The 26048-nt window shown below is 72.5% G+C and carries 21 protein-coding genes and 3 pseudogenes; 11 read left to right on the top strand and 13 right to left on the bottom strand.

The genetic code is table 11. The features are described from left to right. The first annotated feature begins 44 nt into the window (after positions 1 to 44). From ACFVSN_RS18120 to ACFVSN_RS18110, 3 genes are read left to right on the top strand one after another with little or no spacing between them, the layout of a single operon-like run. A complete protein-coding gene (locus ACFVSN_RS18120; RefSeq protein WP_387955998.1) occupies positions 45 to 1370 on the top strand; it encodes an ABC transporter substrate-binding protein in 1326 nt (441 codons plus the stop codon). Positions 1371 to 1375: 5 nt separating this feature from the next. Next, entirely contained in the window at positions 1376 to 2689 is a 1314-nt protein-coding gene (locus tag ACFVSN_RS18115) for a carbohydrate ABC transporter permease (RefSeq protein ID WP_387955996.1), read from the top strand. Next, positions 2686 to 3573: a carbohydrate ABC transporter permease gene (locus ACFVSN_RS18110; RefSeq protein ID WP_387955994.1), complete on the top strand. Its 888-nt coding sequence runs from the start codon at positions 2686 to 2688 to the stop codon at positions 3571 to 3573. The genes ACFVSN_RS18115 and ACFVSN_RS18110 overlap by 4 nt, the downstream gene beginning before the upstream one ends. A 16-nt stretch (positions 3574 to 3589) precedes the next feature. Here ACFVSN_RS18110 and ACFVSN_RS18105 read toward each other — a convergent pair whose 3' ends face one another. The 3 genes from ACFVSN_RS18105 to ACFVSN_RS18095 all read right to left on the bottom strand — a co-directional run bounded on the left by ACFVSN_RS18105 (position 3590) and on the right by ACFVSN_RS18095 (position 6992). Next, a complete protein-coding gene (locus ACFVSN_RS18105) occupies positions 3590 to 5194 on the bottom strand; it encodes a cation acetate symporter (RefSeq protein WP_387955992.1) in 1605 nt (534 codons plus the stop codon). Beyond that, positions 5191 to 5547, bottom strand: a complete 357-nt coding sequence (locus ACFVSN_RS18100; RefSeq protein ID WP_380448447.1) for a DUF485 domain-containing protein — start codon at positions 5545 to 5547, stop codon at positions 5191 to 5193. The genes ACFVSN_RS18105 and ACFVSN_RS18100 overlap by 4 nt, the downstream gene beginning before the upstream one ends. Positions 5548 to 5756: 209 nt before the next feature. Then, positions 5757 to 6992 (bottom strand): PucR family transcriptional regulator, encoded by a 1236-nt coding sequence (locus ACFVSN_RS18095; protein WP_387955990.1) that lies wholly within the window; start codon positions 6990 to 6992, stop codon positions 5757 to 5759. 239 nt (positions 6993 to 7231) lie between these two features. Between ACFVSN_RS18095 and ACFVSN_RS18090 the strand changes: the two genes are divergently transcribed. Further along, on the top strand, positions 7232 to 7735 hold the full coding sequence (locus tag ACFVSN_RS18090) for a metallophosphoesterase family protein (protein ID WP_387956222.1): 504 nt from the start codon (positions 7232 to 7234) through the stop codon (positions 7733 to 7735). Between the two features lie 9 nt (positions 7736 to 7744). Here ACFVSN_RS18090 and ACFVSN_RS18085 read toward each other — a convergent pair whose 3' ends face one another. The 5 genes and pseudogenes from ACFVSN_RS18085 to ACFVSN_RS18065 form a co-directional block, all read right to left on the bottom strand. Beyond that, positions 7745 to 8185, bottom strand: a complete 441-nt coding sequence (locus tag ACFVSN_RS18085; RefSeq protein WP_387955988.1) for a PPOX class F420-dependent oxidoreductase — start codon at positions 8183 to 8185, stop codon at positions 7745 to 7747. A 36-nt stretch (positions 8186 to 8221) separates the two neighbouring features. Beyond that, positions 8222 to 9838: a cytochrome bc complex cytochrome b subunit gene (locus ACFVSN_RS18080; protein ID WP_387955986.1), complete on the bottom strand. Its 1617-nt coding sequence runs from the start codon at positions 9836 to 9838 to the stop codon at positions 8222 to 8224. Between the two features lie 147 nt (positions 9839 to 9985). Continuing rightward, positions 9986 to 10663 carry a TetR/AcrR family transcriptional regulator gene (locus ACFVSN_RS18075; protein ID WP_387955984.1) on the bottom strand — a complete coding sequence of 226 codons (678 nt, stop codon included), beginning with the start codon at positions 10661 to 10663 and terminating at the stop codon, positions 9986 to 9988. A 161-nt stretch (positions 10664 to 10824) separates the two neighbouring features. Next, entirely contained in the window at positions 10825 to 11943 is a 1119-nt protein-coding gene (locus ACFVSN_RS18070) for a chitinase (protein ID WP_387956221.1), read from the bottom strand. A gap of 42 nt (positions 11944 to 11985) precedes the next feature. Further along, positions 11986 to 12516: pseudogene (locus ACFVSN_RS18065) on the bottom strand (carbohydrate binding domain-containing protein); the annotation flags it as partial. Between the two features lie 289 nt (positions 12517 to 12805). On the opposite strand from ACFVSN_RS18065, the gene ACFVSN_RS18060 reads away from it, so the two are divergent. From ACFVSN_RS18060 to ACFVSN_RS18030, 7 genes and pseudogenes are all read left to right on the top strand, one after another. Next, positions 12806 to 13570 (top strand): VOC family protein, encoded by a 765-nt coding sequence (locus tag ACFVSN_RS18060; RefSeq protein WP_387955982.1) that lies wholly within the window; start codon positions 12806 to 12808, stop codon positions 13568 to 13570. A gap of 415 nt (positions 13571 to 13985) precedes the next feature. Next, a complete protein-coding gene (locus ACFVSN_RS18055; RefSeq protein WP_387955980.1) occupies positions 13986 to 15725 on the top strand; it encodes an FAD/NAD(P)-binding protein in 1740 nt (579 codons plus the stop codon). 37 nt (positions 15726 to 15762) lie between these two features. Then, positions 15763 to 16392, top strand: a complete 630-nt coding sequence (locus ACFVSN_RS18050) for a GNAT family N-acetyltransferase (RefSeq protein ID WP_387955978.1) — start codon at positions 15763 to 15765, stop codon at positions 16390 to 16392. Continuing rightward, a complete protein-coding gene (locus ACFVSN_RS18045) occupies positions 16392 to 17606 on the top strand; it encodes an MFS transporter (RefSeq protein ID WP_387955976.1) in 1215 nt (404 codons plus the stop codon). The genes ACFVSN_RS18050 and ACFVSN_RS18045 overlap by 1 nt, the downstream gene beginning before the upstream one ends. Further along, positions 17603 to 19042 (top strand): lyase family protein, encoded by a 1440-nt coding sequence (locus tag ACFVSN_RS18040; protein ID WP_387955974.1) that lies wholly within the window; start codon positions 17603 to 17605, stop codon positions 19040 to 19042. The genes ACFVSN_RS18045 and ACFVSN_RS18040 overlap by 4 nt, the downstream gene beginning before the upstream one ends. 100 nt (positions 19043 to 19142) lie before the next feature. Continuing rightward, a pseudogene (locus ACFVSN_RS18035) lies at positions 19143 to 19430 on the top strand (MFS transporter); the annotation flags it as partial. A gap of 127 nt (positions 19431 to 19557) precedes the next feature. Next, positions 19558 to 20124: pseudogene (locus ACFVSN_RS18030) on the top strand (carotenoid oxygenase family protein); the annotation flags it as partial. A gap of 61 nt (positions 20125 to 20185) precedes the next feature. Here ACFVSN_RS18030 and ACFVSN_RS18025 read toward each other — a convergent pair. Genes ACFVSN_RS18025 through ACFVSN_RS18005 form a run of 5 tightly spaced genes read right to left on the bottom strand, consistent with a single transcriptional unit; the run spans position 20186 to position 25977 of the window. Next, positions 20186 to 20953, bottom strand: a complete 768-nt coding sequence (locus ACFVSN_RS18025; RefSeq protein WP_030557237.1) for a 3-oxoacyl-ACP reductase — start codon at positions 20951 to 20953, stop codon at positions 20186 to 20188. A 5-nt stretch (positions 20954 to 20958) separates the two neighbouring features. After that, a complete protein-coding gene (locus ACFVSN_RS18020) occupies positions 20959 to 22332 on the bottom strand; it encodes an aldehyde dehydrogenase family protein (RefSeq protein ID WP_387955972.1) in 1374 nt (457 codons plus the stop codon). After that, positions 22329 to 23042, bottom strand: coding sequence for a gamma-glutamyl-gamma-aminobutyrate hydrolase family protein (locus tag ACFVSN_RS18015; protein WP_387955970.1), 714 nt, complete (start codon positions 23040 to 23042; stop codon positions 22329 to 22331). Before ACFVSN_RS18015 ends, ACFVSN_RS18020 begins: the two co-directional genes overlap by 4 nt. Further along, positions 23039 to 24397 (bottom strand): glutamine synthetase family protein, encoded by a 1359-nt coding sequence (locus ACFVSN_RS18010; RefSeq protein ID WP_380437704.1) that lies wholly within the window; start codon positions 24395 to 24397, stop codon positions 23039 to 23041. Before ACFVSN_RS18010 ends, ACFVSN_RS18015 begins: the two co-directional genes overlap by 4 nt. Next, positions 24394 to 25977 (bottom strand): amino acid permease, encoded by a 1584-nt coding sequence (locus tag ACFVSN_RS18005; RefSeq protein ID WP_380492945.1) that lies wholly within the window; start codon positions 25975 to 25977, stop codon positions 24394 to 24396. Before ACFVSN_RS18005 ends, ACFVSN_RS18010 begins: the two co-directional genes overlap by 4 nt. Positions 25978 to 26048: the final 71 nt, after the last annotated feature.

Here is a 26048-nt window from a genome sequence, read left to right as displayed (position 1 = left end):
GCCGATTCGTGCAACCACCCACCCACACGAAGGAAGCCTCGACGATGAGACTCCGCAGCATCCTCCCCACCCTGGCCACCACCGTCGTCCTCGCGGCCACCGCGACCGCCTGCGGCAGCGGCGGCGGCTCCGGGTCCGGCTCCGCCACCCAGGAGCTCAAGGGCCAGAGCCTGACCGTCGCCGCCGTCTGGAGCGGCACCGAGCAGGAGAACTTCAAGAAGGTCCTGGACGCCTTCACCGCGAAGACCGGCGCCAGCGTCAGCTACACCTCCACCGGCGACAACCTCTCCACCGTCGTCGGCAGCAAGATCGAGGGCGGCGACCCGATGGACGTCGTCATGGTCGCCCAGCCCGGCGTCGTCAAGCAGTTCGCCGACAAGGGCTGGCTCGCGCCGCTCCCGCCCAGCGTCACCGAGGCCGCGAAGAAGAACTACGCGAGCATCTGGTCCACGCTCGGCACCGTCAACGGCACCCAGTACGGCCTCTACTTCAAGGCCGCCGACAAGTCGACCGTCTGGTACAGCCCCACCGCCTTCCAGAACGCCGGCGTCCAGCCCCCGGCCACCTTCGACGACCTGCTCAAGGCCGGCCGCACCCTCTCCGACTCCGGCACCCCGGCCTTCTCCGTCGCCGGCCAGGCCGGCTGGCCGCTCACCGACTGGTTCGAGAACGTCTACCTCTCCCAGGCCGGGCCCGAGCTCTACGACAAGCTCGCCCGGCACGAGATCCCGTGGACCGACCCGTCCGTCGTCAAGGCCCTGACCACGCTCGGCAAGGTCTTCGGCGACCGGCAGCTCGTCGCGGGCGGCGGCCAGGGCGCGCTGCAGACCGACTTCCCCACCTCCGTCCAGCAGGTCTTCGGGCCGCAGCCCAAGGCCGCCATGACCTACGAGGGCGACTTCGTCGGCGGGGTCATCGCCTCCGAGCTCAAGAAGCAGGTCGGCACCGACGCGAAGGTGTTCCCCTTCCCCGCCGTCGACGGCGGCAAGGCGCCGGTGATGGGCGCCGGCGACGCGGCCGTCGTCCTCAAGGGCGCCAAGCACGCCGAGGCCGCGCAGAAGTTCGTCGAGTTCCTGGCCGGCCCGGAGGCCGCCGCCGTCTGGGCCAAGGCCGGCGGGTTCATCTCGCCCAACAAGGCCGTCGACCCGGCCGTCTACCCCGACGACACCACCCGCCAGTTCGCCAAGTCCGTGATCGACGCCGGGGACGCCTTCCGCTTCGACATGTCCGACCAGGCCCCCGCCGCGTTCGGCGGCACCGCCGGCCAGGGCGAGTGGAAGGACCTCCAGGACTTCCTCGCCGACCCCTCCGACGTCCAGGGCGCCGCCGCCAAGCTCGAAGCGGACGCCGCCAAGGCGTACAAGGGCTGATCCACATGTCTCTGCGTCCCACCCGCGGGGACCGGGCATCCGGTGGCGCCCTGCGGCGCCACCGGGGCCTCGCCCTGCTGTTCGTCCTCCCCGCGCTCCTGCTGCTCGGCGCCCTCGTCGTCTACCCCATCGGCTACTCGGTGGCCCGCAGCCTCTTCGACGCCTCCGGCCACCGCTTCGTCGGGCTCGACAACTACGGCGCCGCCTTCACCGACCACGCGACCCTCACCGCCGTGCGCAACAACGCGATCTGGGTCGCCGTCGCGCCGGCCCTGGTCACCGCGATCGGCCTGGTGTTCGCCGTGCTGACCGAGAAGGTCCGCTGGGCCACCGCCTTCAAGCTGCTCGTCTTCATGCCGATGGCGATCTCCTTCCTCGCCGCCGGGATCATCTTCCGCACCGTCTACGACGCCGACCCGCACCGCGGCGTCCTCAACGCCGCCGCCGTCGCCGTCCACGACACCTTCACCGACCAGCCCTCCTACCCGGGCGCCCGGCCGCGCCCCGGCACCGGCCTCGACCAGGCCCAGGGCGGCGACGTCACCGCACCGGCCGCCACCCGCGCCGTCCTGCTGCCACTGGTCGGCGTGCAGCCCGGCGCCGTCCCGGCCGCCGCCCAGGCGGCCCGGCAGCCGACCGGCGGCGACGGCGTCAGCGGCACCGCGTTCCTCGACTTCGTCCCGGGCGGTGGCGGCCGTCCCGGCCGGCTGGACCCCGGGAAGAAGGGCCTGCCCGGCCTCAAGGTCCAGCTCCGCGACGGCGGACGGACGATCGCCACCACGACCACGGCCGCCGACGGCACCTTCCAGTTCGCCGCGGCCCCCTCCGCCACCCTCACGGTGGTGTTGCCCGCCGCCGACTTCGCCGCCCCCTACCGCGGCGTCGACTGGCTCGGACCCGCCCTCGTCACCCCCGCCATCATCGGCGCCTACACCTGGATCTGGGCCGGCTTCGCCATGGTGATCATCGCCGGAGGCCTCGCCAACCTGCCCCGCGAGACCATCGAGGCGGCCCGGATCGACGGCGCCGGCGAGTGGCAGATCTTCCGCCGCATCACCGTGCCCCAACTCGCGCCGGTGCTCGGCGTCGTGTTCGTCACGATGGTCATCAACGTGATGAAGATCTTCGACCTCGTCTACATCATCGCGCCCGGACCGGTGCAGCAGGACGCCGACGTGCTCGCGCTCCGGCTCTACCTGGTCTCCTTCGGCGGCGGCAACGACCAGGGCCTCGGCAGCGCGCTCAGCGTCCTGCTGCTCCTGCTCGTCGTCCCCGTGATGCTCCTCAACGTCCGCCGCTTCCGCGGGAGTCACTCATGACCACCACCTCTCCTGCCCCCGGCGGGCGGCCCGCCAGGCCGCTCGCCGGCCGGCTCGCCGCCCTCACGCGCAGCGGGCTCGTCCAGGCCGTGCTGATCGTCGCCGCCGTGGCCTGGCTGGTGCCCACCGTCGGCCTGCTCGTCTCCTCGCTGCGGCCCAAGCAGGCCACCGCCAACGGCGGTTGGTGGACGGCCCTCACCAAGCCCGCCGAACTCACGCTGCAGAACTACTCGGCGCTGCTCGGCGGGGGCGACGTTCCCAAGGCCCTGTGGAACACCGTTCTGATCAGCGTCCCGGCCACCCTGCTCACCGTCGCCCTCGCCGCGGGCGCCGGGTACGCCTTCGCGTGGATGCGCTTCCCCGGGCGGGACGCGATCTTCGTCGGCGTCGTCGGGCTGCTGGTCGTCCCCGTGCAGGTCGGGCTCATCCCGGTCGCGAAACTGGAGGGCGCCGTCGGACTGTTCGGCACCATCCCGGGCGTCGTGCTGTTCCACGTCGGCTACGGGCTGCCGTTCGCCATCTTCCTGATGCGCAACCACTTCCTCGACATCCCGGCCGAACTCCTCGAAGCGGCCCGGATCGACGGCTGCGGCGAGTGGCGGATCTTCCGCACGCTCGCGCTGCCGCTCGCCGCGCCGGCCGTCGCCTCGCTGTGCATCTTCCAGTTCCTCTGGGTGTGGAACGACATGCTCGTCGCGCTCATCTTCGCGGGCAACGACGCGCAGCCGCTCACCGTCTACCTGCAGTCCCAGATGCGGCAGTTCGGCAGCAACATGGACATCCTCGCGCCGGGGGCCTTCCTGTCGCTGCTGGTGCCCGTGGTGGTGTTCCTCTGCTTCCAGCGGTTTTTCGTCCAGGGGGCGATGGCGGGGTCGGTGAAGTGACGCGTGCCCGCGGGCGTCACTCGGCGTCCGCGCCGAGCAGCGTCCGCGTCTGCACCTCGTGGAACTCGGGCTCGCCGTCCCCGCGCCGGCTCCGGACGGTGGCCGCCCAGCCGAGCAGGAAGGCGGCCGGCACCGAGACCACCCCGGGCATCTGCAACGGGAACCAGTGGAAGTCGACGTTCGGGAACAGCGCGTCCGGCGCGCCGGAGACCGTCGGCGAGAACAGTTGCAGCCCCACGGAGGTGAGCAGTCCGCCGTACACCGTCCACAGCAGTCCGGTGCGGTTGTAGCGGCTCCAGAACAGGCTGTAGACGAGGGCGGGCAGGATGGCCGACGCGGCGACCGTCACCGCCAGGGAGGACAGGAACTGGAGGTTGTAGCCCTGCGCGGCGACCGCGAGGGCGATCCCGACCGCGCCGACGGCCCCCACCGACCACCGCACCGCGCGCACCTCCGCGACCTGTGTCATCCGGCCCCGGCGCACCGCGCAGGCGGCCACGTCGTGGGCGAGCGCGGCCGCCGCCGCGAGCGTGATGCCCGCGACGACCGCCAGCACGGTGACGAACACCGCGCACGCGACGGCGGTGAACAGCGCGCCGCCCGCCGTCGTGCCCGTGCCGCCCTGCAGGTTGCCCGCGAGCAGCAGCAGGGCGGCCTGCCCGTTCGGGTCGACCGCCGAGATGAGCCGGCCGCCGAGCAGCGCGACGGCGCCCAGGCCGAGCACCACGACGGCCAGGCAGAACGCGCCGACCATGCCCACCGCGTGCCGGGTCGAGCGCCGGGCGGCGGCCCCGGTCGGCGAGGCGTTCACCCGCATGATCATGTGGGGCATGCAGGACGCGCCGAGGACCACGGTGAGGTGCAGGCCGACGAAGTTCAGCCAGCCCTCGGCGGAGTCGCCGAACCGCAGGCCCGGACGCAGGTAGGCGTCCGCCCGTCCGCTCCCCTTCACGGCGGCGGCGAGCAGCGCGTCGACGTCCCAGTGGAAGCGCGCGAGCACCGACAGCACGACCACGAGGACGGTGCCGAGGGTCAGCACGACCTTGACGATCTGGACCAGGCTGGTGCCCTTCATGCCGCCGAGCACCGTGTAGCAGACCATCAGCATGCCGACCAGCACGGTGCAGAACTGCTGCACGCCGCTGTGGGTGAGCCCGAGCATGAGCGCGGTGGCCGTGCCCGCGCTGGAGAGCTGCACGACCAGGAACGGCAGCGAGACGGCGAGCGTCACCACGGCCGCGGCGATCCTCGGCGCGGCGCCGTCCGCGCGCAGGGCGAGGACGTCGCCGAGGGTGTAGCGGCCGGCGTTGCGCAGCGGCTGGGCGAGCAGGAGCAGGACGCCCAGCGAGAGGGCGGTGCTGAGGGCGAGGGTGACCCCGTCGTAGCCGTTCACCGCGACGATCCCGGTGGTGCCGAGCAGGGTGGCGGCCGAGATGTAGTCGCCGGAGAGGGCGAGGCCGTTCTGGAACGGCGTCAGCGTGCGGTTGGCGGTGTAGAAGTCGGCCGTCTCGTCGCCCTCCGGGCCGACCAGCACGCACAGCAGCAGCGTCACGCCGACGAAGACCAGGAAGGCGATGAGCACCATCGTCTGGGTGCCGGCGCCCGGGGTGGCGGGGTTCATCGGGCCTCCGTCCGGTGGCCCGCGCGCAGGCGCTCGGCCTCCGCGTCGCACCGCGCGGCCGCGCGGCGGTCGAAGCGGGCGGCCGTCCACAGCAGCAGGGTGCCCTGCACGACGCCGAGCAGCATGCCGACGGTGAACTGCCCGAGCACCTTCGTCCCCAGCAACCCGCCGGCGGTGCACGCGAGCACCACCGTGAGCGCGAGGGGCACGCCGTTGAGCAGCGCGAAGCCGCGGGTGATCCGCAGGGTGCGGCGGCGCAGGACGGCGAGTTCCCGGGGGCTGACGGCCGGACGCGCGCCGGGCGGCGGGGTGCCGGCCGACCGGTGGCCGAAGAGTGAGGGCGACGAGGGCATGAGGGTGGTCCTTGCGTCCTTGCGTCGGTGTGTGGGCGGGCGGGCTTCTCTGCTGGGCGGCTGCGGGCGGGTTTCTCTGCAGACGGGCTGCGCGTAGTCCTCCATGATGGAGGCGCACCGGCGGGGTGACTCCTGTGCCGAACACAGAGTTCCGGGTCAGGAGTTGTCACGGATCACAAGTCGGATCACCGAGCAGGTCGCAAGGCGGATCACAGGGCCGCGTGCTCCAGCCGCCGGGTGTCCAGGGCGGCGAGCGCGGCGCTGAGCTTGATGCGGTCGCCGTGCTCGGCGGGGTTCAGGCCGGTCAGGGCGGCGATGCGGCGGATGCGGTAGTCGACCGTGTTCGGGTGGACGTGCTGCTGCGCCGCGACCTCGCGGCGGTTGAGGTTGCTCTGGAGGTAGAGCCGCAGGGTCGGCAGCAGGTCGGGCTTGTCGGCGATCGGGACGAGCAGCTCGGCGAGGTGGTCGCGGGCCGCGCCCGGGCGGGTGAGCTGGTGCTCGATGAGCAGGTCGTCCAGCAGGTAGGCGCCGGGCGGGCGCTGGAAGACGACGGCGGTGTCGCGCACCTCGGTCGCCAGGCGGACGGCGTCCGGCACCCGGTCGGGTGCGCAGACCGCGGCCCCGGCGGTGAGCGGCGCCCGCGCGGCGCGGCCGAGGTCCTCCATCGCGGCGGCCAGCCAGGGGCGGTGATCGGCCTCCGGCTCGGTGCGGGGCAGCAGGGCGACGCCCTCGGTGGCGGTCAGCTGCGCGAGGACGGGCCGGCCGGTGCGCCGGTCCAGTTCGGCGCGGATCCGCCGGATCTTCCGGCGGGCGGCGACGGCGGTGTCGACGTCCTCGCGCAGCTCGTCGCGGTGTGTGCCGATCGCCAGCGCGAGCACCAGGTAGGCGGGCGGCAGGGCGGTGCCGCTGTGGCGGGCCGCGGTGTGGATGTCGGTGCCGGTGAGCAGCGCCGACAGCATCGTGTGCCGGGCCGCGTCGCTCTCGCCGGCCTGCGCCTGGCGCTCCTCCAGGTATCCGGCGGTGACCTCGGAGACGGTGACCCGCAGGCCGGTGAGCAGCGTCCGGTAGGCGATGCCCACCTCGGCGGGCGGCAGGTAGCGGGCCAGGAAGTCGACGCACACCTGCGCGCCCAGGTAGTAGGCGTCGACCACGGCCTCGATCGGCACGCCCTCCTCCGCCCGGCGGGCGGCCGAGGCGCGCTGGTAGGCCCGCCACTTCGGCTCCAGCGGCCGGCCCGTGCGCAGCGACTGGGCGATGCCGCGGATGCTCTGCTCGGTGACGCGGCTGACGTCGTGCTCCAACTGCTCGCCGGGCAGCCGCCCGTACACCGGTTGCTCGGCCAGCAACCGCGCGGTTATCTCCGCCTTCAGCCGCGGCAGGTCGGCCAGCAGCCCCTCCGCCATGACCTCCCCGGTCGCCGGGTCACACACGCTGTCATCCGTCACAACCACGCCTTCCGCTCGCCCGTCACGCACACCCTCCCCCGCACCGGCGGGAGTTGGCCGACCTGCATGCTAGGCGCGCGGCCGGACATCGGACCGTGTGACGCGTGGCACGGTCACGAAATCGGCACTCTCGGAGGCGGCGAGTGCCGCTCCGGGCCGGCCGGCGTCATGACCCGTCACAGGGCGTACCGCCCGCTTCGGCCGCGTCCGGGGTTCCGTGCGCCATGCTGGAGGCCGTGCTGCGACTCCTGATGACCTCGGACACCCACCTGCCCACGCGTGCCCGCCGGCTGCCGCCGGTGCTCCTCGACGCCATGGCGGACGCGGACGTCGTCTTCCACGCCGGCGACTGGGTGGACACGGACACGCTCGACCTCTTCGAGGCCAGCTCCGCCCGGCTGGTCGCCGTCCACGGCAACAACGACGGGGCCGCGCTGCGCGCGCGGCTGCCCGAGGTCGCCCGGGTCGAGCTGCAGGGCGTGCGCTTCGCCGTCGTCCACGAGACGGGGCCCGCCAAGGGCCGCGAGGAGCGGTGCGAGGCCCGTTTCCCGGACGCCGACGTGCTGGTCTTCGGGCACAGCCACATCCCGTGGGACAGCTCCGCCCCGGGCGGCCTGCGGCTGCTCAACCCCGGCTCCCCGACGGACCGGCGGCGGCAGCCCACGACGACGTACCTGACCGCCCTCGTGGGCGACGGCCGGTTGAGCGAGGTGCACCTGCACGACGTCCCGCGCCCTGTCTGAGGCGGTGCCTCAGTTCGGACAGTACGTCGTCGGCAGCTGCCACTCCGGCCCGACCAGCCGCCGCTCCAGGTCGTCGATCGTGATGCGGATGCCGACCGTCCCCGCGAGTCCGACCCGGAAGCGGCTGCGGGCCAGCGCGAGCAGGGCCGTCAGGCCGTACTTGTTGATCAGCGAGGTGCGGTAGCGCGCGGTGGAGTCCGCGTCGCAGAGCCGTGCCCGGGCCGGGATCCGGCGGCCGGTCGGGCGCCCGTGGGCGTCGCAGGGGCCGACCAGCACCCTGGGGTGGCGCCGGATCCGCTCGGCTTCCCCGGATCGGGCGGGGGTCCAGATGCCGAGGGCCGGGCCGTCGGCGACCACCCAGATCTGCGACTCCAGGCGGCTGCCGTCGTCACCGAAGGTGGTGAGCAGGAGATACCTGCTGTCGGAGAGCTGCTCGGTGCGGTCGTGCACGATGTCCTCCCTCTGGCGTGACGAGCCTGGGCCGGGTCAGTGGCCGGGGCCGTGGCCGCTGGTGATCTCGTGGTGCTCCTCGGCGGTGGGCTTGGGGATCTGGCTGCCCTCGCCGTAGAAGCCGTGGGAGAGCTTGGCCCGGGTGCGGGCGAGGATGCCGGCCTTGCGGGCCACGCCGTTCTCGTCCGTCCGGGCCGGCAGCCCGACCGGCCGGTTCTGCTCGTGCGCGGTGAGCCGGTGCAGTTCCGTGGGCGTGAGCTGAGCGTGCACCTCGACGAACTCGCCGTGCGGCAGGCGCTTGATGACGCCGGTCTCGCGGCCGTGCAGCACCTTCTCCCGGTCCCGTCGCTGGAGGCCGAGGCACCAGCGCTTGGTGACGATGAACACGGCCACCGGGAGGACGAAGAAGCCGACGCGCACCGCGTAGGTGATCGCGTTCAGGGACAGGTGCAGGTGGGTCGCGATCAGGTCGTTGCCGCCGCCCGCGAGCATCACCAGGTAGACGCTGATCCAGGCGGCGCCGAGCGCGGTGCGGACGGGCGCGTTGCGCGGCCGGTCCAGCAAGTGGTGCTCCCGCCGGTCGTTCGTCACCCAGCCCTCGACGAACGGGTAGACCGCGATCGCGCCCAGGACCAGCGGGAAGAGCGTGAACGGGACGAGCACCCCGAGGTTGAGGGTGTGCCCCCAGAGCCCGACCTCCCAGCCGGGCATGACGCGGATCAGGCCCTCGGCGAAGCCCATGTACCAGTCCGGCTGGGCGTCGGTGGACACCTGGTCGGAGCGGTAGGGGCCGTACGACCAGATCGGGTTGATCGTGGCGACCGCCGACATCAGCGCGATGATGCCGAACACCAGGAAGAAGAAGCCGCCGGCCTTGGCCAGGTAGACCGGCATCAGCGGCATGCCGACGACGTTCTTCTCGGTCCTGCCGGGGCCCGCCCACTGGGTGTGCTTGTGGTAGAAGACCAGGATCAGGTGCGCCACCAGCAGGCCGAGCATGATGCCCGGGATCAGCAGCACGTGGATCGTGAAGAACCGCGGCACGATGTCGTGGCCGGGGAACTCCCCGCCGAACAGGAACATCTGGATGTACGTGCCCACCACCGGCACGGCCAGCAGCACACCCTCGATGAAGCGGATGCCGGTGCCCGACAGCAGGTCGTCCGGCAGCGAGTAGCCGAAGAAGCCGTCCAGCATGCCGAGGAAGAGCAGCAGGAAGCCGAAGACCCAGTTGATCTCGCGCGGCTTGCGGAACGCGCCGGTGAAGAACACCCGCATCATGTGCACGAACATGGCCGCCACGAACACCAGGGCCGCCCAGTGGTGGATCTGACGGATCAGCAGACCGCCGCGCACCTCGAAGCTGATGTTCACCGTCGACGCGTACGCCTCGGACATGCCGATGCCCTTGAGGGGCACGTACGAGCCGTTGTAGACGACCTCGGCCATCGACGGCTTGAAGAACAGCGTCAGGTACACGCCCGTCAGGATGATGATGACGAACGAGTAGAGGCAGATCTCGCCCAGCATGAAGGACCAGTGGTCCGGGAAGATCTTGCGCAGGTTGGCCCTCGCCAGGGTGTAGATCCCCAGCCGGCCGTCCGCCCAGTCGGCCGCCCGCTGCCCACGCCCCGGGCTCTGATTCCGCGTCATGTCCACGCACCTCGGTCGAAAGTGAAACGGGGATAGCTCCCCGTATCAAGCCGAGGCCACGATAACCGGGGAGTGATCCCCGGTTCCAGGCGGGGTGGGCATGATCACAACGGTCGGCCACCCCGCCTGCGGACGGAGTGGCGCCCCTCACGCCTCCCAGAGGCGGTAGAAGGTGTCCTCCAGGTGCTCCGAGCCGACCGGCGCACCGGGCAGCGCGTGCGTCGCGCCGGCCGGACGGAAGGCGTCGAGCAGGAGGGCGAGCGGCCGGCGCCAGCCGTCCGGGTGCTGCTCCGTCAGGGCGGGCATGGCGCGCACCAGCGGGCCCATGAGGATCAGCAGGTCCATGGTGGTCACGTCGGTGCGCACCGTGTGCTGCTCCTGGGCGCGGGCGACCAGGGTGGCGACCGTTGCGGCGTTGCGCTCGGAGAGTTCGGCGAGGAACCGGGAGTCGCGGGCGGTCGCGGTGACCAGGTCGTTGAGGCCGCGGTCGCCGGCGACCAGGGTGAAGATCCGCTCGAAGTAGCCGTGCAGCGCCCGCCAGCCGTCCGGCTCCGCCAGGGCGTCGGCGGCGGCCCGGTCGAACACGGTGCGCGTGTCGGCGAAGATCTCCTCGATCAGGGCCTCGCGCGTGGGGAAGTGCCGGTAGAGGGTGGCGTTGCCGACGCCCGCGGCCTTGGCGATGCGGTCCAGCGGCACGTTCAGACCCTCCCGGGCGAACAGCTTGCGGGCGGCGGCGGCCAGGATCTCGCGGTTGCGGGCGGCGTCCCGGCGGCGGGAGGCGGCCGGCACCGGGCCGGCGGGAGAGTCGTTCGGGGTGGCGGGCATGACGGCGGCCTCGGTGATCGTCGCGGGCGGGCGGAAGGCGGGACAACGGGAGGAAACGGGCGCCCATCAGCCTATCCGGGCACCTCCGCGGGCTCGGGGCCCGCACGACGACGCCCGCGCCCCGGGCCGGGGCGGCCCGGGGCGCGGGGGTCAGCGGAGGGTCAACGGCCTTGCAGGGACTTGACGTTGTCGCCGAAGGTCCAGCCCTTCGAGCCGTCCCAGTTGAGGGACCACGTCATGAGGCCCTTCAGCGAGCCGCCGAAGGCGTTCCAGGACTGGCCGACGAGGCCCGGGTCCAGGTAGCCGCCGCCCGCGCCCGGCTGGGCGGGGAGGCCGGGGACCTGCTTGTCGTAGGGGACCTTGACCGTGGTGCCCTGGATGGTCAGGCCGTTGTTCAGGCAGGTCGTCTGGGCGGTGAAGCCCTGGACGGTGCCGGCCTGGTAGGAGTCGCCGGAGCAGCCGTACATGCTGCCGTTGTAGTACTGCATGTTGAGCCACCACAGCCGGCCGTTGTCGGCGTACTTCTTGACGATCGGCAGGTAGGCGCCCCAGATCGAGCCGTAGGTGACGCTGCCGCCGGTGACGTACGCGGTCTCGGGGGCCATCGTCAGGCCGAAGCCGGCGGGCATCTGGGCGAGCACGCCGTCGATGATGCGCTCCAGGTTGGCCTGGGAGGCGGAGAGCGTGTTGATGTCGCCGCCACCGGACAGGCCGGTCTCGATGTCGATGTCGATCCCGTCGAAGTTGTACTTCTTGAGGATCGGGACGACGGTCGCCACGAAGCGGTCGGCGACGGTGCCGGAGCTCAGGTCGATGCCCGCGGCCGCGCCGCCGATGGACATCAGGATCGTCGCCCCGGCCGCCTTGGCCTGGCACATCTCGGCGGGGGTCGCGACCTTGACGTTGGTGTCCATGCCGTCCTGCCACTGGACGGTGCCGTCCGAGAGGATCACCGGGAAGGCGGCGTTGATGACGTTGTAGCCGTGGGCGGCGATGCGGCTGTCGGTGATGGGCACCCAGCCCATGCCGGGGTGGACGCCGTTCGCGGCGCCGTCCCAGTTCTCCCAGTAGCCCTGGAGGACCTTGCCGGACGGCCTGGGCTTCGTCGGGCAGGTGTCGCCGGGCGGCGGGGTGGTGGGCGGGGCGCTCGTGGGCGGCGTGCTCGTGGGCGGCGGGGTGGTCGGCGGCGCGCTGGTGGGCGGCGCGGACGTGGGCGGCGCGCTGGTCGGCGTCGTGGCGGTGGGCGATGGGCTGCTGCCGCCGGGGCCGGTGAGCGACACGTCGTCCGCGTAGTACGCGGGCTGCCCGTACCAGCCGTGCAGGTAGACCGTGACCGAGGTCGTGCCGGGCCCGGTCGTGAAGCCGACGCTGAGCTGCCCGTACGACGCGTTGCCCGGCGTCCAGGTGGACGGGTCGCTGCCGCCGGTGCCGGTGGCACCCAGGTAGACGTAACTGCCCTGGACGTAGGCGCTCAGCGTGTACTGGGAGTTGGGCTGCACGCTGACGGTCTGGCTGCACTGGGCGGTGTCCTGGCCGGTCGGCGTGGCCTGGAGCGCGGCGGCGCCGGAGTGGACCGGGCTGCCGACGGTCGTCCCGGAGCCGCCGGTGCAGGTCCAGCCGGAGAGGCCGTTCTCGAAGCCGGGGTTGGCCACCAGATTGGTGGTGGCGGCCCCGGCGGTGACGGAGCCGACCGCGGCGAGGCCGGCGCCGATGACGGCGGCGGCGCTCACCCCGGCGAGGGACCGCCCCAGGAGGGTCGGCCCGTGCTCGGCGCGGCTCGTGCGGTTCACCTGGGGTGCGCGTGCCAGGACCGCGCGCTGCGGGCGTGGGCCGTGCGGCCTCCGATGGAACATGCGGTGCTCCCTTCCCGCCGAGCGTCATGGACATGACCGACACGTGGGGGCGTGACGCCCGGCTCTGGGTGAGGTGGGGGGACATGTGGGGCTGTGCCGGTCCGGATCGTAGGAGGGGCGGCAAGGCCCGTCAATAGGTCTGGACCACTTGCGGAGCGGTCCGGCCGAACACGCCCCGGACACCGGCCGAATGATCCCGGGACTTCGCGGTCGGCTGCCCGTTATCCGAGGAATGACCCGATATGGTCGGTCTGCCCCGACCCCGACTCGAAAGGCTCCCGCGTTGAAGGTGACCGAGATCATCCCCGGCTCCCCCTGCTGGGCACAGCTGAGCGTCAAGGACATGGACGGCGCCGAGCGGTTCTACGGGGAACTGTTCGGCTGGACCGCCGAGACCGACCCGGACCCCCAGTACGGCGGCTACACGACCTTCTCCCTCGGCGGCTCCCCCGCCGCGGGCGCCGCCCCGCTGATGAACCCCCAGCAGCCGGTGATGTGGCTGCTGTCGTTCGCCACCACCGACACCGACGCCACCTGCGAGACCGCCAAGGCCGCGGGCGCCCAGGTGTGGATGGGCCCGATGGAGATCGGCGACCTCGGCCGCTGGGCGCTGCTCAGCGACCCGACCGGCGCCCCGTTCGCGGTCTGGCGGGCCCGGGCCTTCCAGGGCTTCGGCGTGGTGAACGAGCCGAACGCCTTCGGCTGGGCGGACCTGTCCACCAGGGACCGCAACGCCGCCGTGGACTTCTACAAGTCCGCCTTCGACTGGCAGGTCTGGCCGAACGACGTCTACCCGATGGTCGGACTGGCCGGCGAGATGTTCGGCGGGGTGATGGAGATGGGCGACCAGTTCCCGCCCGAGATCCCGTCCCACTGGATCCCGCACTTCCTCGTCGCCGACGTGGACGCGTCCGCGGCGACGGCGGGCCGCCTCGGGGCCGAGGTCCTGCACGGGCCCGTCGACGTGGAGATGGAGAACGGCCCGAGGATCGCGGTGATCCGCGACCCGCAGGGCGCCGCCTTCGGCGTCTTCGCGCCCCGCACCGGCGGCTGATCACGCCGCTGCGGCTGTCGAACCACCCCGTGCAGGCCCCGGCTGTCGGACCGCCGGGGCCTGCGCGTTCCCGCAGCCGTTGCGGCCGCGCTTCGACGACGCCGGTCGTACGTTCACAAATCATCGGCCCCAAGGGCACATTTTCCTCACTTGCCGTCAGGACGGCGCTCCGGTTGAATAAATTCCGTTGAACCGGACTTCGTGCGCGACCCGTTGAGCATTGAGGGGACGCGCTCCGCCCGTCCGACGGCTATTCGAGGCCGGCCCGCCCGTGCCCGCACCGCTGCACGGAAGTCACCGAAAATCACCTGGAGTTCGTCGCCATGACGCTTCATTCCCTCTCCCGCCACGCCGACTGCCAGGTCAGACCTCAACAGTCCCCGCGCAATGACCGCTTCTTAACCCTGGGGTTACTGTGACTTCAAAGCACGTCTCCATTGCCATCGTGGGCGGCGGCCCGCGCGGACTCAGCATTCTGGAGCGGATCTGCGGAATACCACAGATCCCCTGGGAAAGCCTGTCGATCCATCTGATCGACCCGAATCACCCGGGTTCAGGGACTCATTACCCGAGCCAGCCGAACCACCTGCTCATGAACACCATCGCCGGCCAGGTCACGGTGTTCCGCACCGGTGACTCCAGCGCTCCCGGGCAGCCGGCCTCCGGCCCCGGCCTGGCCGAATGGGCCGGCGTCCCCGAGAACACCTACCTGCCGCGCGGCGTCCTCGGCCGCTACCTGGCCCACTCCTACCGGCTCCTGCGCCGACAAGCGCCCGACACGATCAGAGTCCACGAGCACCGGGCGAGCGCGCACACGCTGCGGGCCCTGCGGGACCGGTCCTGGGTCCTCAACCTGTCGGACGGCGCGATCGTCGCCGCGGACTTCGTCTTCCTCACCACCGGCCACGGGACGAACCACCCGACGGAGGAGGACCAGGCGGTCCAGCAGTTCGTCGCCGACCACCACCGGGCCAACCCCCGGCTGCGGTACGTCCGCAACTGCTACCCGCTGCAGAAACTCGACACCATCGAAGCCGGCGCGCGCGTCGCGGTGCGCGGCATGGGGCTGTCGGCGATCGACGCCGTCGCCAGTCTGACCGTCGGCCGCGGCGGACGGTTCGTCACGGGGGCGGACGGGGAGCCCGTCTACCGTCCGAGCGGCGACGAACCCCGGATCCACGTCTACTCGCGCAGTGGCCGGGTCTTCTCTCCCCGGGCCGTCAACCAGAAGACCCCGGCGGACGCGCACCGGCCCTCGGTCCTGACGGCGGACGAGCTGCGGAACCTGCGCCGGACCCACGGTCAGCTCGACTTCGAGAGCCACCTGCTCCCCCTGCTGCGGGCCGAGCTGCGAGCGGCCGCCGAAGCCGTGGGAGGACCGGCGGACCTCCCGGAGGTCGACTCCCTGCTCCGCCGCCCCGAGCCGGGCCCGCCCAGAACGCTCGGCGCGTACCAGTCGGACCTCGTCGGCTTCCTCGCGACGGACGAGCGCCGCGCCGCCGAGGGGAACCTGAAGAACCCGGTCAAGGCCGCCGCCGACGCCCTGCGCGACCTGCGCGACGAGCTCCGGCTGGCCGTCGAGCACCGGGGGCTGACTCCGGCCTCGCACCAGCGGTTCTGCCGGGTGTACGCCCCGATGCTGAACGCCGTGGCGGCCGGGCCGCCCGCCTCCAGGTCGCGCGAGTGGCGCGCCCTGTTCGCCGCCGGGGTCCTGCACCTCGGCGCGGGCCCCGGGGCGACGGCCCGACTCGACCCGGAGAGCGCCGAGTTCGTCCTCGACAGCGCCCTGCAGTCCTCACCGCCCACCCGCTTCGACGTGCTCGTCGGGGCGAGCGTCGACCCGTTCCTGCCCGAGCACGACGCCTCGCCGCTGACGCGGTCGCTGCTGTCGGCCGGCCACGCCCGTCCCTTCGCGAACGGCTGGTTCCGGCCGGGCGGCTTCGACGTCGACACCGCCGGACGGCTGATCGACGCGGAGGGCTCGGTCGTGCCGAACATCTGCGCGCTCGGCCACATCACCGAAGGCGCGCACTACTTCACCAACATGCTGCCGGCCCCCGGCGTCGACTCCCGGATCACCGCGGACGCCGCCGCGGCCGTCCAGGCCATGGTCGACCACCTGCCCGCGCCGCAGCGGTCCCCGCAGCAGGCCTGACGGCCGGGACCCTTCCTCAAGACCCTTGGAGACGACGATGACCACCACCCAGCAACGAGCCCCCTGGATAACGCCGTTCACGGTCAAGGGCGACCACGTGACGCTGGTCCCGCTCGAAGCCGGCCACGAGGCCGAGCTCGTCGACGCCGTCGAGGACGGCAAGGTGTGGGACACCTGGTTCGCCGCCGTGCCCTCCCCCGACGGCATGCGGCAGGAGATCGAGTGGCGCCTCGGGCTCGCCGAGGAGGGGCGGATGGTGCCCTTCACCGTGCTCGACGCCCAGGGCCGGATCGCGGGCATGACCGCCTACATGAACGTCGACGCCGCCAACCGCCGGCTGGAGATCGGGCACACCTGGTACCGCAGGAGCGTGCAGCGCACCTCGCTCAACACCGAGGCGAAGCTGCTGCTGCTCCGGCACGCGTTCGAGCAGCAGGACTGCATCGCGGTCGGCTTCCGGACCGCCTTCTTCAACCAGCCCAGCCGGCGCGCGATCGAGCGGCTCGGGGCGAAGCTGGAGGGCGTCTGGCGCAACCACCTCGTCCTGCCGGACGGGACCCTGCGGGACACCTGCTACTACAGCGTCATCAACGGCGAATGGCCCGCCGTGCAGCGGCACTTGACCTGGCTGCTCGCCCGCGCCGGGTCCGCCTCCGAGTCCGCGTAGTGTCGACTGATCCCGACGCCGCCGGGCCGCTGTCCCCGAAGGCCCGGACGGCCGTCTTCCTGCTCGGCCTGTGCGCGCTGCTCACCATCTACTCCACCCAGCCGCTGCTGCCCGAGCTCGCCCAGGACCTGAACGTGCCCGTCGGGCAGGCCGCCTGGACCATCACCGCGACGACGCTGGGCGTCGCGGTGATGGCCCCCTTCGCCGGCTCCGTCTCCGACTTCCTGGGCCGCAAGCGGGTGATGGTGGCGGCGATCGGCGCGTCGCTCGCCGCCACCCTCGCCTGCGCGCTGGCCCGGGACTTCACCGCGATGCTGGTGTGCCGGTTCGCCCAGGGCCTGTTCATCCCGTTCGTGTTCGCGGTCGCCGTCTCGTACGTCGCGGAGGAGTGCACCGGCGCGGCGGCGCAGGGGGCGAACGCCCTGTACGTCTCCGGCACGGCGTTCGGCGGGTTCTGCGGGCGCTTCCTCTCGGGCGCGGCGGCCACGCACTTCGGCTGGCGGTCGTCCTTCGTCGCGATGGCCCTCGTGCTGCTCGTCACCCTCGCGGTGACGGCGGCCTGGCTGCCCAGGGAGCGGCGGTTCCGGCGCTCGGAGTCGCTGCTGGCCAGCCTGCAGGGCATCGGGCGGCACTTCGGCAACGCGCGGCTGCTCGGCACCTGCTTCATCGGGGCGGCGATCCTGTTCCTCCAGGTCGGATCCTTCACCTACGCGGGGATGGTCCTGGAAGCCCCGCCGTTCGAGCTGAGCAGCTTCGAGATCGGCGCCGTGTTCGCCGTCTTCCTGGTCGCGGTGGTCGTCACGCCGCTCACCGGCCGCCTGATCGGCCGCATCGGCAGGCTCAGGACCTTCGTCCTGGTCAGCGTCGTCTCCCTGGCCGGTCTCGGCCTCACCCTCGTCCCGTCCACCCCCGCCGTGATCGTCGGCCTGGCGGCGTCGTCCACCGGGGTCTTCTCCGGCCAGACCTGCGCCATCGGCTACGCCGCCGAGGCCGGCGGGCCCGCCAAGTCCAGCGCCGTCGGGCTGTACCTGACCTCCTACTACGCGGGCGGCAGCATCGGCGCCGTCGCCCCCTCCCCCCTCTACTCCGCCGCCGGCTGGGGCGCGACCGTCGGGCTGCTGGCCGCCGTGGTCGGCGTCAGCGTCCTGGTGGCGCTCGCCGCCTGGTCGGCCGGGGCCGGCCGACCCCATCGAATCGAGGAACCCGTTTCATGACCGACACGACCGACCTGAACAGCCGGGACACGTTCTTCTGGCTCTGCCGGCTGGACAAGGCCTCGACGGTGATGACCGTCGAGGAGGGCATCGCACCGCGCGAGGTCGGCGCCCGGACGGCGGCCGCGATCGCCAAGGTCGTCTCCGACGCCGAGGCACCCGGGGCCGACCGGCCGACCGACTACCTTCACGTCGAGCCACTGGTCCGGAACCTGGTGGGCCCCGACAGCTCCCGCATCCACTCCGGGCGCAGCCGTCAGGACATGCTGCCCACCGTCTACCGGCTGCTCCTGCGCGACCGCCTCGTCCTCGTCCACCGCGCACTCGGCGAGCTGCGCACCGGACTGCTCGCGCTCGCCGAGCGGTACGGGACGGCGATCGTGCCCGCGTACACCAACGGCGTCCAGGCCCAGCCGACCACCTTCGGACACCTCCTCCTCGGCTACGAGGCGACCCTCCGGCGCTCGGCCCTGCGCCTGGCCGAGGCCTATCCGCGCGTCAACCGGTGCCCGCTCGGGGCGGCGGCCCTCGCGACGTCGAGCTTCCCCGTCAACCGGGTGCGGCTGGCCGAGCTGCTCGGCTTCGACGAGCCCGTGCAGAACTCCTTCGACGCGGCCCAGCTCTCGCCGATCGACATCGGGTTCGAGGTGGCGGCGAACGCCATGACGCTGGCGCTGTCCCTCGGCACCTTCGTCCAGGACGTGCACGCGCAGTACCACCACGCTCGGCCGTGGATCACCCTGGACAACACCGACCTCCTCAGCCCCAGCACCCTGATGCCCCAGAAGCGCAACCCCGTCGCGCTCAACCGGGCGCGGCTGCTGGCCAGCGAGGTGATCGGCGACGGCGTCTCGACGGCACTCGCCGCGCACAACGTGTGCTCGGGCCTCACCGACTACAAGCGGGCCGAGGCGCAGCGGACCCTCGACCGCACGCTCGCCCTGCTCGGGGAGGTGCACGCCATCGTGGGCGGCATGCGGCTGGACGAGGAGGCCGCGCTCGCCGAGGTGCGGTCCGACTACTCGACGACCTCGGAGCTGGCGAACGTCCTGCAGCGCGACTGCGACGTCCCGTTCCACGTCGGCCACCGGTTCGCCTCCGCCCTCGTCACGTACGGGCGCGGCGGCGGGCTGACGGTGGAGCGGCTCGACTTCGCCGAGGCGCGGCGGCTCTACCGGGCGATCGCGGTGGAGTTCGACGGCGTCGACGGCGAACTCCCGTTGACCGAGGCGCAGTTCCGTGCCGCGCTGGACCCGGTGGACATGGTCGCGTCCTACCGCGGGCTCGGCGGCCCGCAGCCGGCCGAGTTCCGGCGGATGCTCGCGGAGGCCCAGGAGGCGGTGCGGGCCGACGCGTCGTGGCTCGACGAGGTGGCCGCCCGCCTGAGCTCGGCGGAGGCCGCACTGGAGGCGAGCTTCGGCGAACTGGCCGGGTAACCGGCCGCCGACCCGACCGGACAGGCCCGGACAGGAGTGGACAGTCGCCGCTCCTGCCGGGCCTGGATAGTGGACACCGGCCCGCACGAGTCTGTGCGGCATGAACCTCCACCGCACTCGGCCGGGGCCGCCGACGCCCGGCCCCCGGCCGGCGGCCGTGCTCACGGTGCTCGCCGCCGCGCAGTTCACCGTCATGGTCGCGACCTCGATCGTGAACGTCGCGCTGCCGCAGATCCGCGCCGGGGTCGGCCTGTCGGACGGCGGCACCACGTGGGTGGTCAACGCCTACGGCCTGGCGTTCGGCGCGCTCCTCCTGGCGGGCGGACGGGCGGCCGATCTGCTCGGCCGCCGCCGGGTGCTGACCGCCGGCCTCGCGCTGTTCGCGGGCGCCTCCCTGGCGGCGGGACTGGCCTCCTCCCCCGCCGTGCTGCTCGCGGCCTTCGCCGTGATCGAGCTGCGTCGCCCGAACGCGCTGAGCCCGCCGTACCTGTTCGCCACCGGCCGCCTACGAGGACGGCCAGGGCCGCATCGTCCTGGAGGGCCCGACCGTCGACCGCGAGGGCTTCCGGCTCTCCTGGAACTGGTGGGTCGGCGCCCCCGGGCGCGGCACCGAGCCCAACGCCCGCTCCTACACCCGCCGTTGGGTGATCGACCTGGCGGCGGGCAGCGTCGACGAGCGGATCGTCGACGACCTCCCGGTGGAGTTCCCGACCCTCAACGAGGACTACCTCGGGGTCGAGAACCGCTACCAGTACGCCGTCTCCTTCCCCGACGAGAAGGGCTACGGCGGCTACGGCGTGGTCAAGTACGACCGCACCACCGGCGCCCGCCGCATCCACCGGGTCGGCGACGCCCGCCTGCCCAGCGAGGCCGTCTTCGTCCCCGCCGCCGGCGCCGTCCACGAGGACGACGGCTACCTGCTCACCGTCGTCTCCGACCTCAAGCAGGACGCCTCGCAGCTCCTCGTCCTCGACGCGGCCGGCCTGGACCGGGTCGCCGCCGTCCACCTCCCCCGCCGGGTGACCGCGGGCATCCACGGCTCCTGGATCCCCGACACCGCCCTCGACGGCTCAGACGCCTGAAACGCCGCCGGCGCGCCCTCCCCCACGGCAGGGGGCGGGCGCGCCGGCGGTGTCGGCGGGGCTACTGCGGCGTCACGTACGCGCCGGAGATGCCGCCGTCGACGAGGAAGGTGTTGGCGGTCATGAAGGAGGAGTCGTCGGAGGCGAGGAAGGCCACCGCGGCGGCGATCTCCTCGGGCTCGGCGAAGCGGCCCAGCGGGATGTGGACCAGGCGGCGGGCGGCCCGCTCCGGGTCCTTGGCGAAGAGCTCCTGGAGCAGCGGGGTGTTCACCGGCCCGGGGCACAGGGCGTTGACGCGGATGCCCTCGCGGGCGAACTGCACGCCCAGCTCGCGGGACATGGCCAGCACGCCGCCCTTGGAGGCGCTGTAGGAGATCTGCGAGGTGGCCGCGCCCATCACGGCGACGAACGACGCCGTGTTGATGATCGAGCCCTTGCCCTGGCGCTGCATGTGCGGGATCGCGTACTTGCAGCACAGGTAGACGCTGGTGAGGTTGACCTCCTGGACGCGCTTCCAGGCCTCCAGGCCGGTGGTGAGGATGGAGTCGTCGTCCGGCGGGGAGATGCCCGCGTTGTTGAAGGTGATGTCGAGGCGGCCGTACTCGTCGACGGCCCGCTGGAAGAGGTCGCGCACCGCGGCCTCGTCGGTGACGTCGGCCTGGATGAACAGGCCGCCGACCTCGTTGGCGGCCTTGGCGCCGGTCTCGGGGTCGAGGTCGACGCAGACCACCTTCGCGCCCTCGGCGGCGAAGCGGCGGGCGGTCGCCAGGCCGATGCCGCTGCCGGCGCCGGTGATGACGGCCACGCGGCCGTCGAGTCGCTGGGTCATGCTGATCATTCCTCCGTGGAGATGAAGACGTTCTTGGTCTGGGTGAAGGCGTCGAGGGCGTCCGGGCCGAGCTCGCGGCCGAGGCCGGACTGCTTGAAGCCGCCGAACGGCGTGGTGTAGCGCACCGAGGAGTGCGAGTTGACGGAGAGGTTGCCGGCGTCGACGCCGCGCGAGACCCGCAGGGCGCGGCCGAGGTCCCGGGTCCAGATGGAGCCGGACAGGCCGTACTCGGTGGCGTTGGCGATGCGCAGGGCGTCCTCCTCGTCGCGGAACGGGACGACGGCGACGACCGGGCCGAAGATCTCCTCGGTGAAGGCGCGGTCGTCGTGCCGCACGGGCGCGAGGACGGTCGGCGGGTACCAGAAGCCGGGCCCGTCGGGGGCGCTGCCGCGGAAGGCGACGGCCGACGCGTCCGGGACGTACGAGGAGACCCGCTCGCGGTGGGCGGCCGAGATCAGCGGGCCCATCTCGGTCTTCTCGTCGGTCGGGTCGCCGACCCGCACGCCGCGGACGGCCGGCTCCAGGAGCGCCATGAAGTCGTCGAACACGGAGGCCTCGACGAGGATCCGGGAGCGGGCGCAGCAGTCCTGGCCGGCGTTGTCGAAGACGGCGTAGGGCGCGGTCGCGGCGGCCTTGGCGAGGTCGGCGTCGGCGAAGACGATGTTGGCGCTCTTGCCGCCGAGTTCGAGGGTGACGGGCTTCACCTGGGCGGCGCAGCCCGCCATGATCTCCTTGCCGACCCTCGTCGAGCCGGTGAACACGACCTTGCGCACGTCGGGGTGGGTGACGAAGTGCTGTCCGACGACCGGGCCGCGGCCGGGCAGGACCTGGAGCACGCCCTCGGGGATCCCGGCCGCCAGGGCGAGTTCGCCGAGGCGCAGCGCGGTGAGCGGGGTGAGCTCGGCCGGTTTGACGATGACGGTGTTGCCGGCGGCGAGCGCCGGGGCGAGGGCCCAGGCGGCGATCGGCATGGGGAAGTTCCAGGGCACGATGACCCCGACGACGCCGATCGGCTCCTGGAAGGTGACGTCGATGCCGCCGGCGACGGGGATCTGCCGGCCGAACAGGCGCTCGGGGGCGGCGGCGTAGTACTCGATGACGTCCCGCGCGTTGCCCGCCTCCCAGCGGGCGTTGCCGATGGTGTGCCCGGCGTTGGCGACCTCCAGGGCGGCGAGGTGCTCGCGGTCGGCGTCGACGGCGGCGGCGAAGGCGCGCAGCAACCGGGCGCGGTCGGCGGGGGCCACCCGGCGCCAGGTGTCGAAGGCGGCGCGGGCGCGGGCGACGGCGGCGTCGGTCTCGGCGAGGCCGGCCAGTTCGACGGTGGTGATCACCTCCTCGGTGGCGGGGTTGACGACCTCGAAGAGGTCAGGTTCGGTCATCGGGCGGTCTCCCTCTGGCTGGCGGTGATGAACGCGTGGAACAGGCGCAGGTCGTCGGGGTCGGTCTCGGGGTGCCACTGGACGCCCAGGGCGAAGCGGTGGCCGCTGAGTTCGAGCGCCTCGACTGTGCCATCGGCACTGTGCGCGGTGGCCTGAAGGCCGGTGCCGAGCCGGGCGACGGCCTGGTGGTGGTAGCAGGAGACCTCGGTGGCGGACCCCAGGACGGCGGCGAGCCGGCTGCCGTCCGCGATGCCGACGCGGTGGCGGACGAAGCGGGCGGGGACGATCTGGTGGCTGTCGTCGGGCAGGTGCTGGACGAGGGTGCCGCCGAGTTCGACGTTGAGCAGCTGCATGCCGCGGCAGACGCCGAGCAGCGGCAGGTCCCGGGCGAGGGCGGCGCCGAGGAGCCGGCTCTCCCAGTCGTCGCGGGCGTGGTGGGGCGGGCCGGTGCGCGGGTCGGGGGTCGCCGCGTAGCGGGCCGGGTCGACGTCCGGTCCGCCGGCGAGGACGAGTCCGTCGAGGGCGTCGAGCAGGTGGCCGGCGCCGCCGGGCTGGGGCGGCAGGAGCACCGGGGTGCCGCCCGCGCGGACGACGGCGTCGACGTACGTCTGGGGCACGAGGGAGGCGCGCTGGTTCCAGACGGACCAGGCGGCGTCGTCCTGGTAGCTGCTGATGCCGATGAGGGGTCGCCGGCGGTCGTCGTGGGTCACAGCCGCTCGAATCCGCGGCGCCGCTCCCAGTCGGTCACCGCCCGCTCGTAGGAGGCGAGTTCGGTGCGCCCGGCGTGGGTGTAGTGCCGGACGACGTCCTTGCCGAAGGCCTCGGTGGCGACGGCGCTGCGCTCGAAGGCGTCGACCGCGTCGCGCAGGGTGGCGGGCACCCGGGGCGCGTCGGAGGCGTACGCGTTTCCGGTGAACTCCGGCTGGAGTTCGAGCTGTTGCTCGACGCCGTGCAGTCCGGCGGCGATCAGGGCGGCGACCGCGAGGTAGGGGTTGACGTCGCCGCCGGGGACGCGGTTCTCGAAGCGCAGCGACGGGCCGTGGCCGACGACGCGCAGGGCGCAGGTGCGGTTGTCGCGGCCCCAGGCGATCGCGGTGGGCGCGAAGCTGCCGGGGACGTAGCGCTTGTAGGAGTTGACGGTGGGGGCGAACAGCAGGGCGAAGTCGGCGAGGCAGGCGAGCTGGCCGGCGAGGAAGTGCTCCATGGTGCGGGAGAAGCCGTGCGGGCGGTCGCCGGCGAACACGGGGGCGCCCTGCTCGTCGCGCAGGCTCAGGTGGATGTGGCAGGAGTTGCCCTCGCGTTCGTCGTACTTCGCCATGAACGTGAGGCTGCAGCCCTCCTGGGCGGCGATCTCCTTGGCGCCGGTCTTGTAGACGGCGTGGTTGTCGCAGGTGGTGAGGGCGTCGGCGTACTTGAAGGCGATCTCGTGCTGGCCGAGGTTGCACTCGCCCTTGGCGGACTCGACGGTGAGGCCGGCGCCGGCCATGCCGTTGCGCAGGCGGCGCAGGAGGGGTTCGATGCGTCCGGTGCCGAGGATGGAGTAGTCGACGTTGTACTGGTTGGCCGGGGTGAGCCGGGTGTAGTCCTTGTCCCAGGCCTGTTCGTAGCTGTCCCGGAAGACGATGAACTCCAGCTCGGTGGCGGCCTGGGCCTGCCAGCCGTAGCCGGCCAGGCGGTCCAGCTGGCGCTGGAGGACCTGGCGCGGGGAGACGGCGACCGGGGTGCCGTCGTGGTGGACGACGTCGCACTGGACCATGACGGTGGCGGGGTGCCAGGGGACGGACCGCAGGGTGGCGAGGTCGGGGCGCAGCGTCAGGTCGCCGTAGCCGTTCTCCCAGGAGGAGATCTCGTACCCGTCGACGGTGTTCATGTCGACGTCGACGGCCAGCAGGTAGCCGCAGCCCTCGGCGGCGCCGGGCACGACGTCGTCGAGGAAGTACTCGGCGGCGACGCGTTTGCCCTGGAGGCGCCCCTGCATGTCGGTCATGGCGAGCACGACGGTGTCGACGGACCCGTCGGCGACGCGGGTGCGCAGCTCGTCGAGGGTGAGCCGGGGGGTGGTCATCGGGTCTCCAGTTCGGTGTCCGGGGCGTCGGGCGCGGACGGCGTGGACGGTGCGGTCGGGACGGCGTCGACGTGGGGCCCGGTGAACCAGTGCCGGGCGGAGGCCAGCCACCAGAGGCCGGCGAAGCCGACCACGACGGCCACGGCGACGGGGGTGTAGTTGAAGCTCTCGGCGTCGATCGGACTGGCGGTGGGCAGCATGAACAGGACGGTGATCACCGCCGTCCAGGCGACGGCGACGACGCCTATCGGCCGGCTCCAGCGGCCCAGGTGCCAGGGGCCGCGCGGGAAGTCCTCGCCCTGGCGCAGCCGCAGGTACACCGGGATGACGTAGGAGATGTAGAGGCCGATGACGGAGATCGAGGTCACGGCCGTGTAGGCGGTGTTGTTCCAGAGCGCGGGCAGTCCGAGCAGCAGGGCGCCGCCGGTGGCCAGCCAGACCGCGTTGGTCGGGGTCTGGGTGCGCGGGGAGATGCGGTGCCACAGGCGGGAGCCGGGCAGCGCGCCGTCGCGGGAGAAGGCGTAGATCATGCGGGAGTTGGCGGTGACCGAGGCCATGCCGCAGAAGAACTGGGCGCCGATGACGATGAGCAGCAGGAACTGGGCGCCGCCGGAGCCGATCGCGTCGATGAAGATCTGCGCGGGCGGGACCTGGGTGTCGCTGTTGAGCGCGCCGTCGTAGTCGCGGATCGCGAAGGTGATGCCGAGCAGCAGGATCCAGCCGGCGACCAGGGAGACGGTGATGGCGTTGACGATGCCGCGCGGGCCGGAGCGGGCGGCGTCCTGGGTCTCCTCGGTCATGTGCGCGGAGGCGTCGTAGCCGGTGAGGGTGTACTGGGCCATCAGCAGGCCGAGCATCGCGACGTAGAACTGGTTGTGGAACCCCGTCTGGTTGACGAACTCGGTGAGGACGAAGGACACGGAGGCGTGCCGCTCGGGGAGGAACGCGAGCGCGCCGACGATGATCGCGACGCCGACCAGGTGCCACCACACGGACACGCTGTTGAGGAGGGCGACCAGGCGCACCCCGAAGGTGTTGAGCAGGCCGTGCACCACCAGGATGACCGCGAAGATCTCCATGGTGTGCGCGGGGGTGGCCGCGACGCCGAAGCGGAGGTCGAGGAACGCGTTGGTGAAGAAGGCGGCGCCGTAGTCGACGCTGGCGGTCACCGCGACCTGGCCGAGGAAGTTGAACCAGCCGGTGAACCAGCTCCAGGCCGGGCCGCTCGTTCGACTCAGCTTGGCGGACCAGTAGTAGAGCCCGCCGGCCGTCGGGTAGCTGGAGCAGATCTCGGCCATCGCGAGGCCGACGCAGAGGGTCAGCAGGCCGACCACCGGCCAGCCCCAGATGATCAGGGCCGGGCCGCCGGTCTTCATCCCCGTCCCGTACAGGGTGAGGCAGCCGGAGAGGATCGAGACGATGGAGAAGGAGACGGCGAAGTTGGAGAAGCCCGACATCGAGCGGGCCAGCTCCTGGGTGTAGCCCAGCTCGCGGAGGCGTTGTTCGTCGGCGGAAACGGGGGAGGAGTCCACCGGAAACACGGCGGGGCCAGGGTGGTCGGGTGAGCGTGCGTCGGTCATGGGCACCCCTGGGGGTTGAGGGTGTGCCGGGGTGCGCGCGGCCACGACGGCGTGACGCGGTCGCCCCGGCG

Source organism: Kitasatospora sp. NPDC057904 (assembly GCF_042887925.1).
GTDB lineage: Bacteria > Actinomycetota > Actinomycetes > Streptomycetales > Streptomycetaceae > Kitasatospora.
Note: the sequence above shows the minus strand (reverse complement) of the source record. Positions and strands in the feature narration are given on the sequence as shown.

Bases quoted from the DNA above. Each gene is read 5' to 3' on its own strand.
- ACFVSN_RS18020 (WP_387955972.1), bottom strand. From the start codon at position 22,332: ATGACCGAACCTGACCTCTTCGAGGTCGTCAACCCCGCCACCGAGGAG.
- ACFVSN_RS18115 (WP_387955996.1), top strand. From the start codon at position 1,376: ATGTCTCTGCGTCCCACCCGCGGGGACCGGGCATCCGGTGGCGCCCTG.
- ACFVSN_RS18005 (WP_380492945.1), bottom strand. From the start codon at position 25,977: ATGACCGACGCACGCTCACCCGACCACCCTGGCCCCGCCGTGTTTCCG.
- ACFVSN_RS18010 (WP_380437704.1), bottom strand. From the start codon at position 24,397: ATGACCACCCCCCGGCTCACCCTCGACGAGCTGCGCACCCGCGTCGCC.
- ACFVSN_RS18040 (WP_387955974.1), top strand. From the start codon at position 17,603: ATGACCGACACGACCGACCTGAACAGCCGGGACACGTTCTTCTGGCTC.
- ACFVSN_RS18120 (WP_387955998.1), top strand. From the start codon at position 45: ATGAGACTCCGCAGCATCCTCCCCACCCTGGCCACCACCGTCGTCCTC.
- ACFVSN_RS18050 (WP_387955978.1), top strand. From the start codon at position 15,763: ATGACCACCACCCAGCAACGAGCCCCCTGGATAACGCCGTTCACGGTC.
- ACFVSN_RS18105 (WP_387955992.1), bottom strand. From the start codon at position 5,194: ATGAACCCCGCCACCCCGGGCGCCGGCACCCAGACGATGGTGCTCATC.
- ACFVSN_RS18025 (WP_030557237.1), bottom strand. From the start codon at position 20,953: ATGACCCAGCGACTCGACGGCCGCGTGGCCGTCATCACCGGCGCCGGC.
- ACFVSN_RS18100 (WP_380448447.1), bottom strand. From the start codon at position 5,547: ATGCCCTCGTCGCCCTCACTCTTCGGCCACCGGTCGGCCGGCACCCCG.
- ACFVSN_RS18075 (WP_387955984.1), bottom strand. From the start codon at position 10,663: ATGCCCGCCACCCCGAACGACTCTCCCGCCGGCCCGGTGCCGGCCGCC.
- ACFVSN_RS18080 (WP_387955986.1), bottom strand. From the start codon at position 9,838: ATGACGCGGAATCAGAGCCCGGGGCGTGGGCAGCGGGCGGCCGACTGG.
- ACFVSN_RS18110 (WP_387955994.1), top strand. From the start codon at position 2,686: ATGACCACCACCTCTCCTGCCCCCGGCGGGCGGCCCGCCAGGCCGCTC.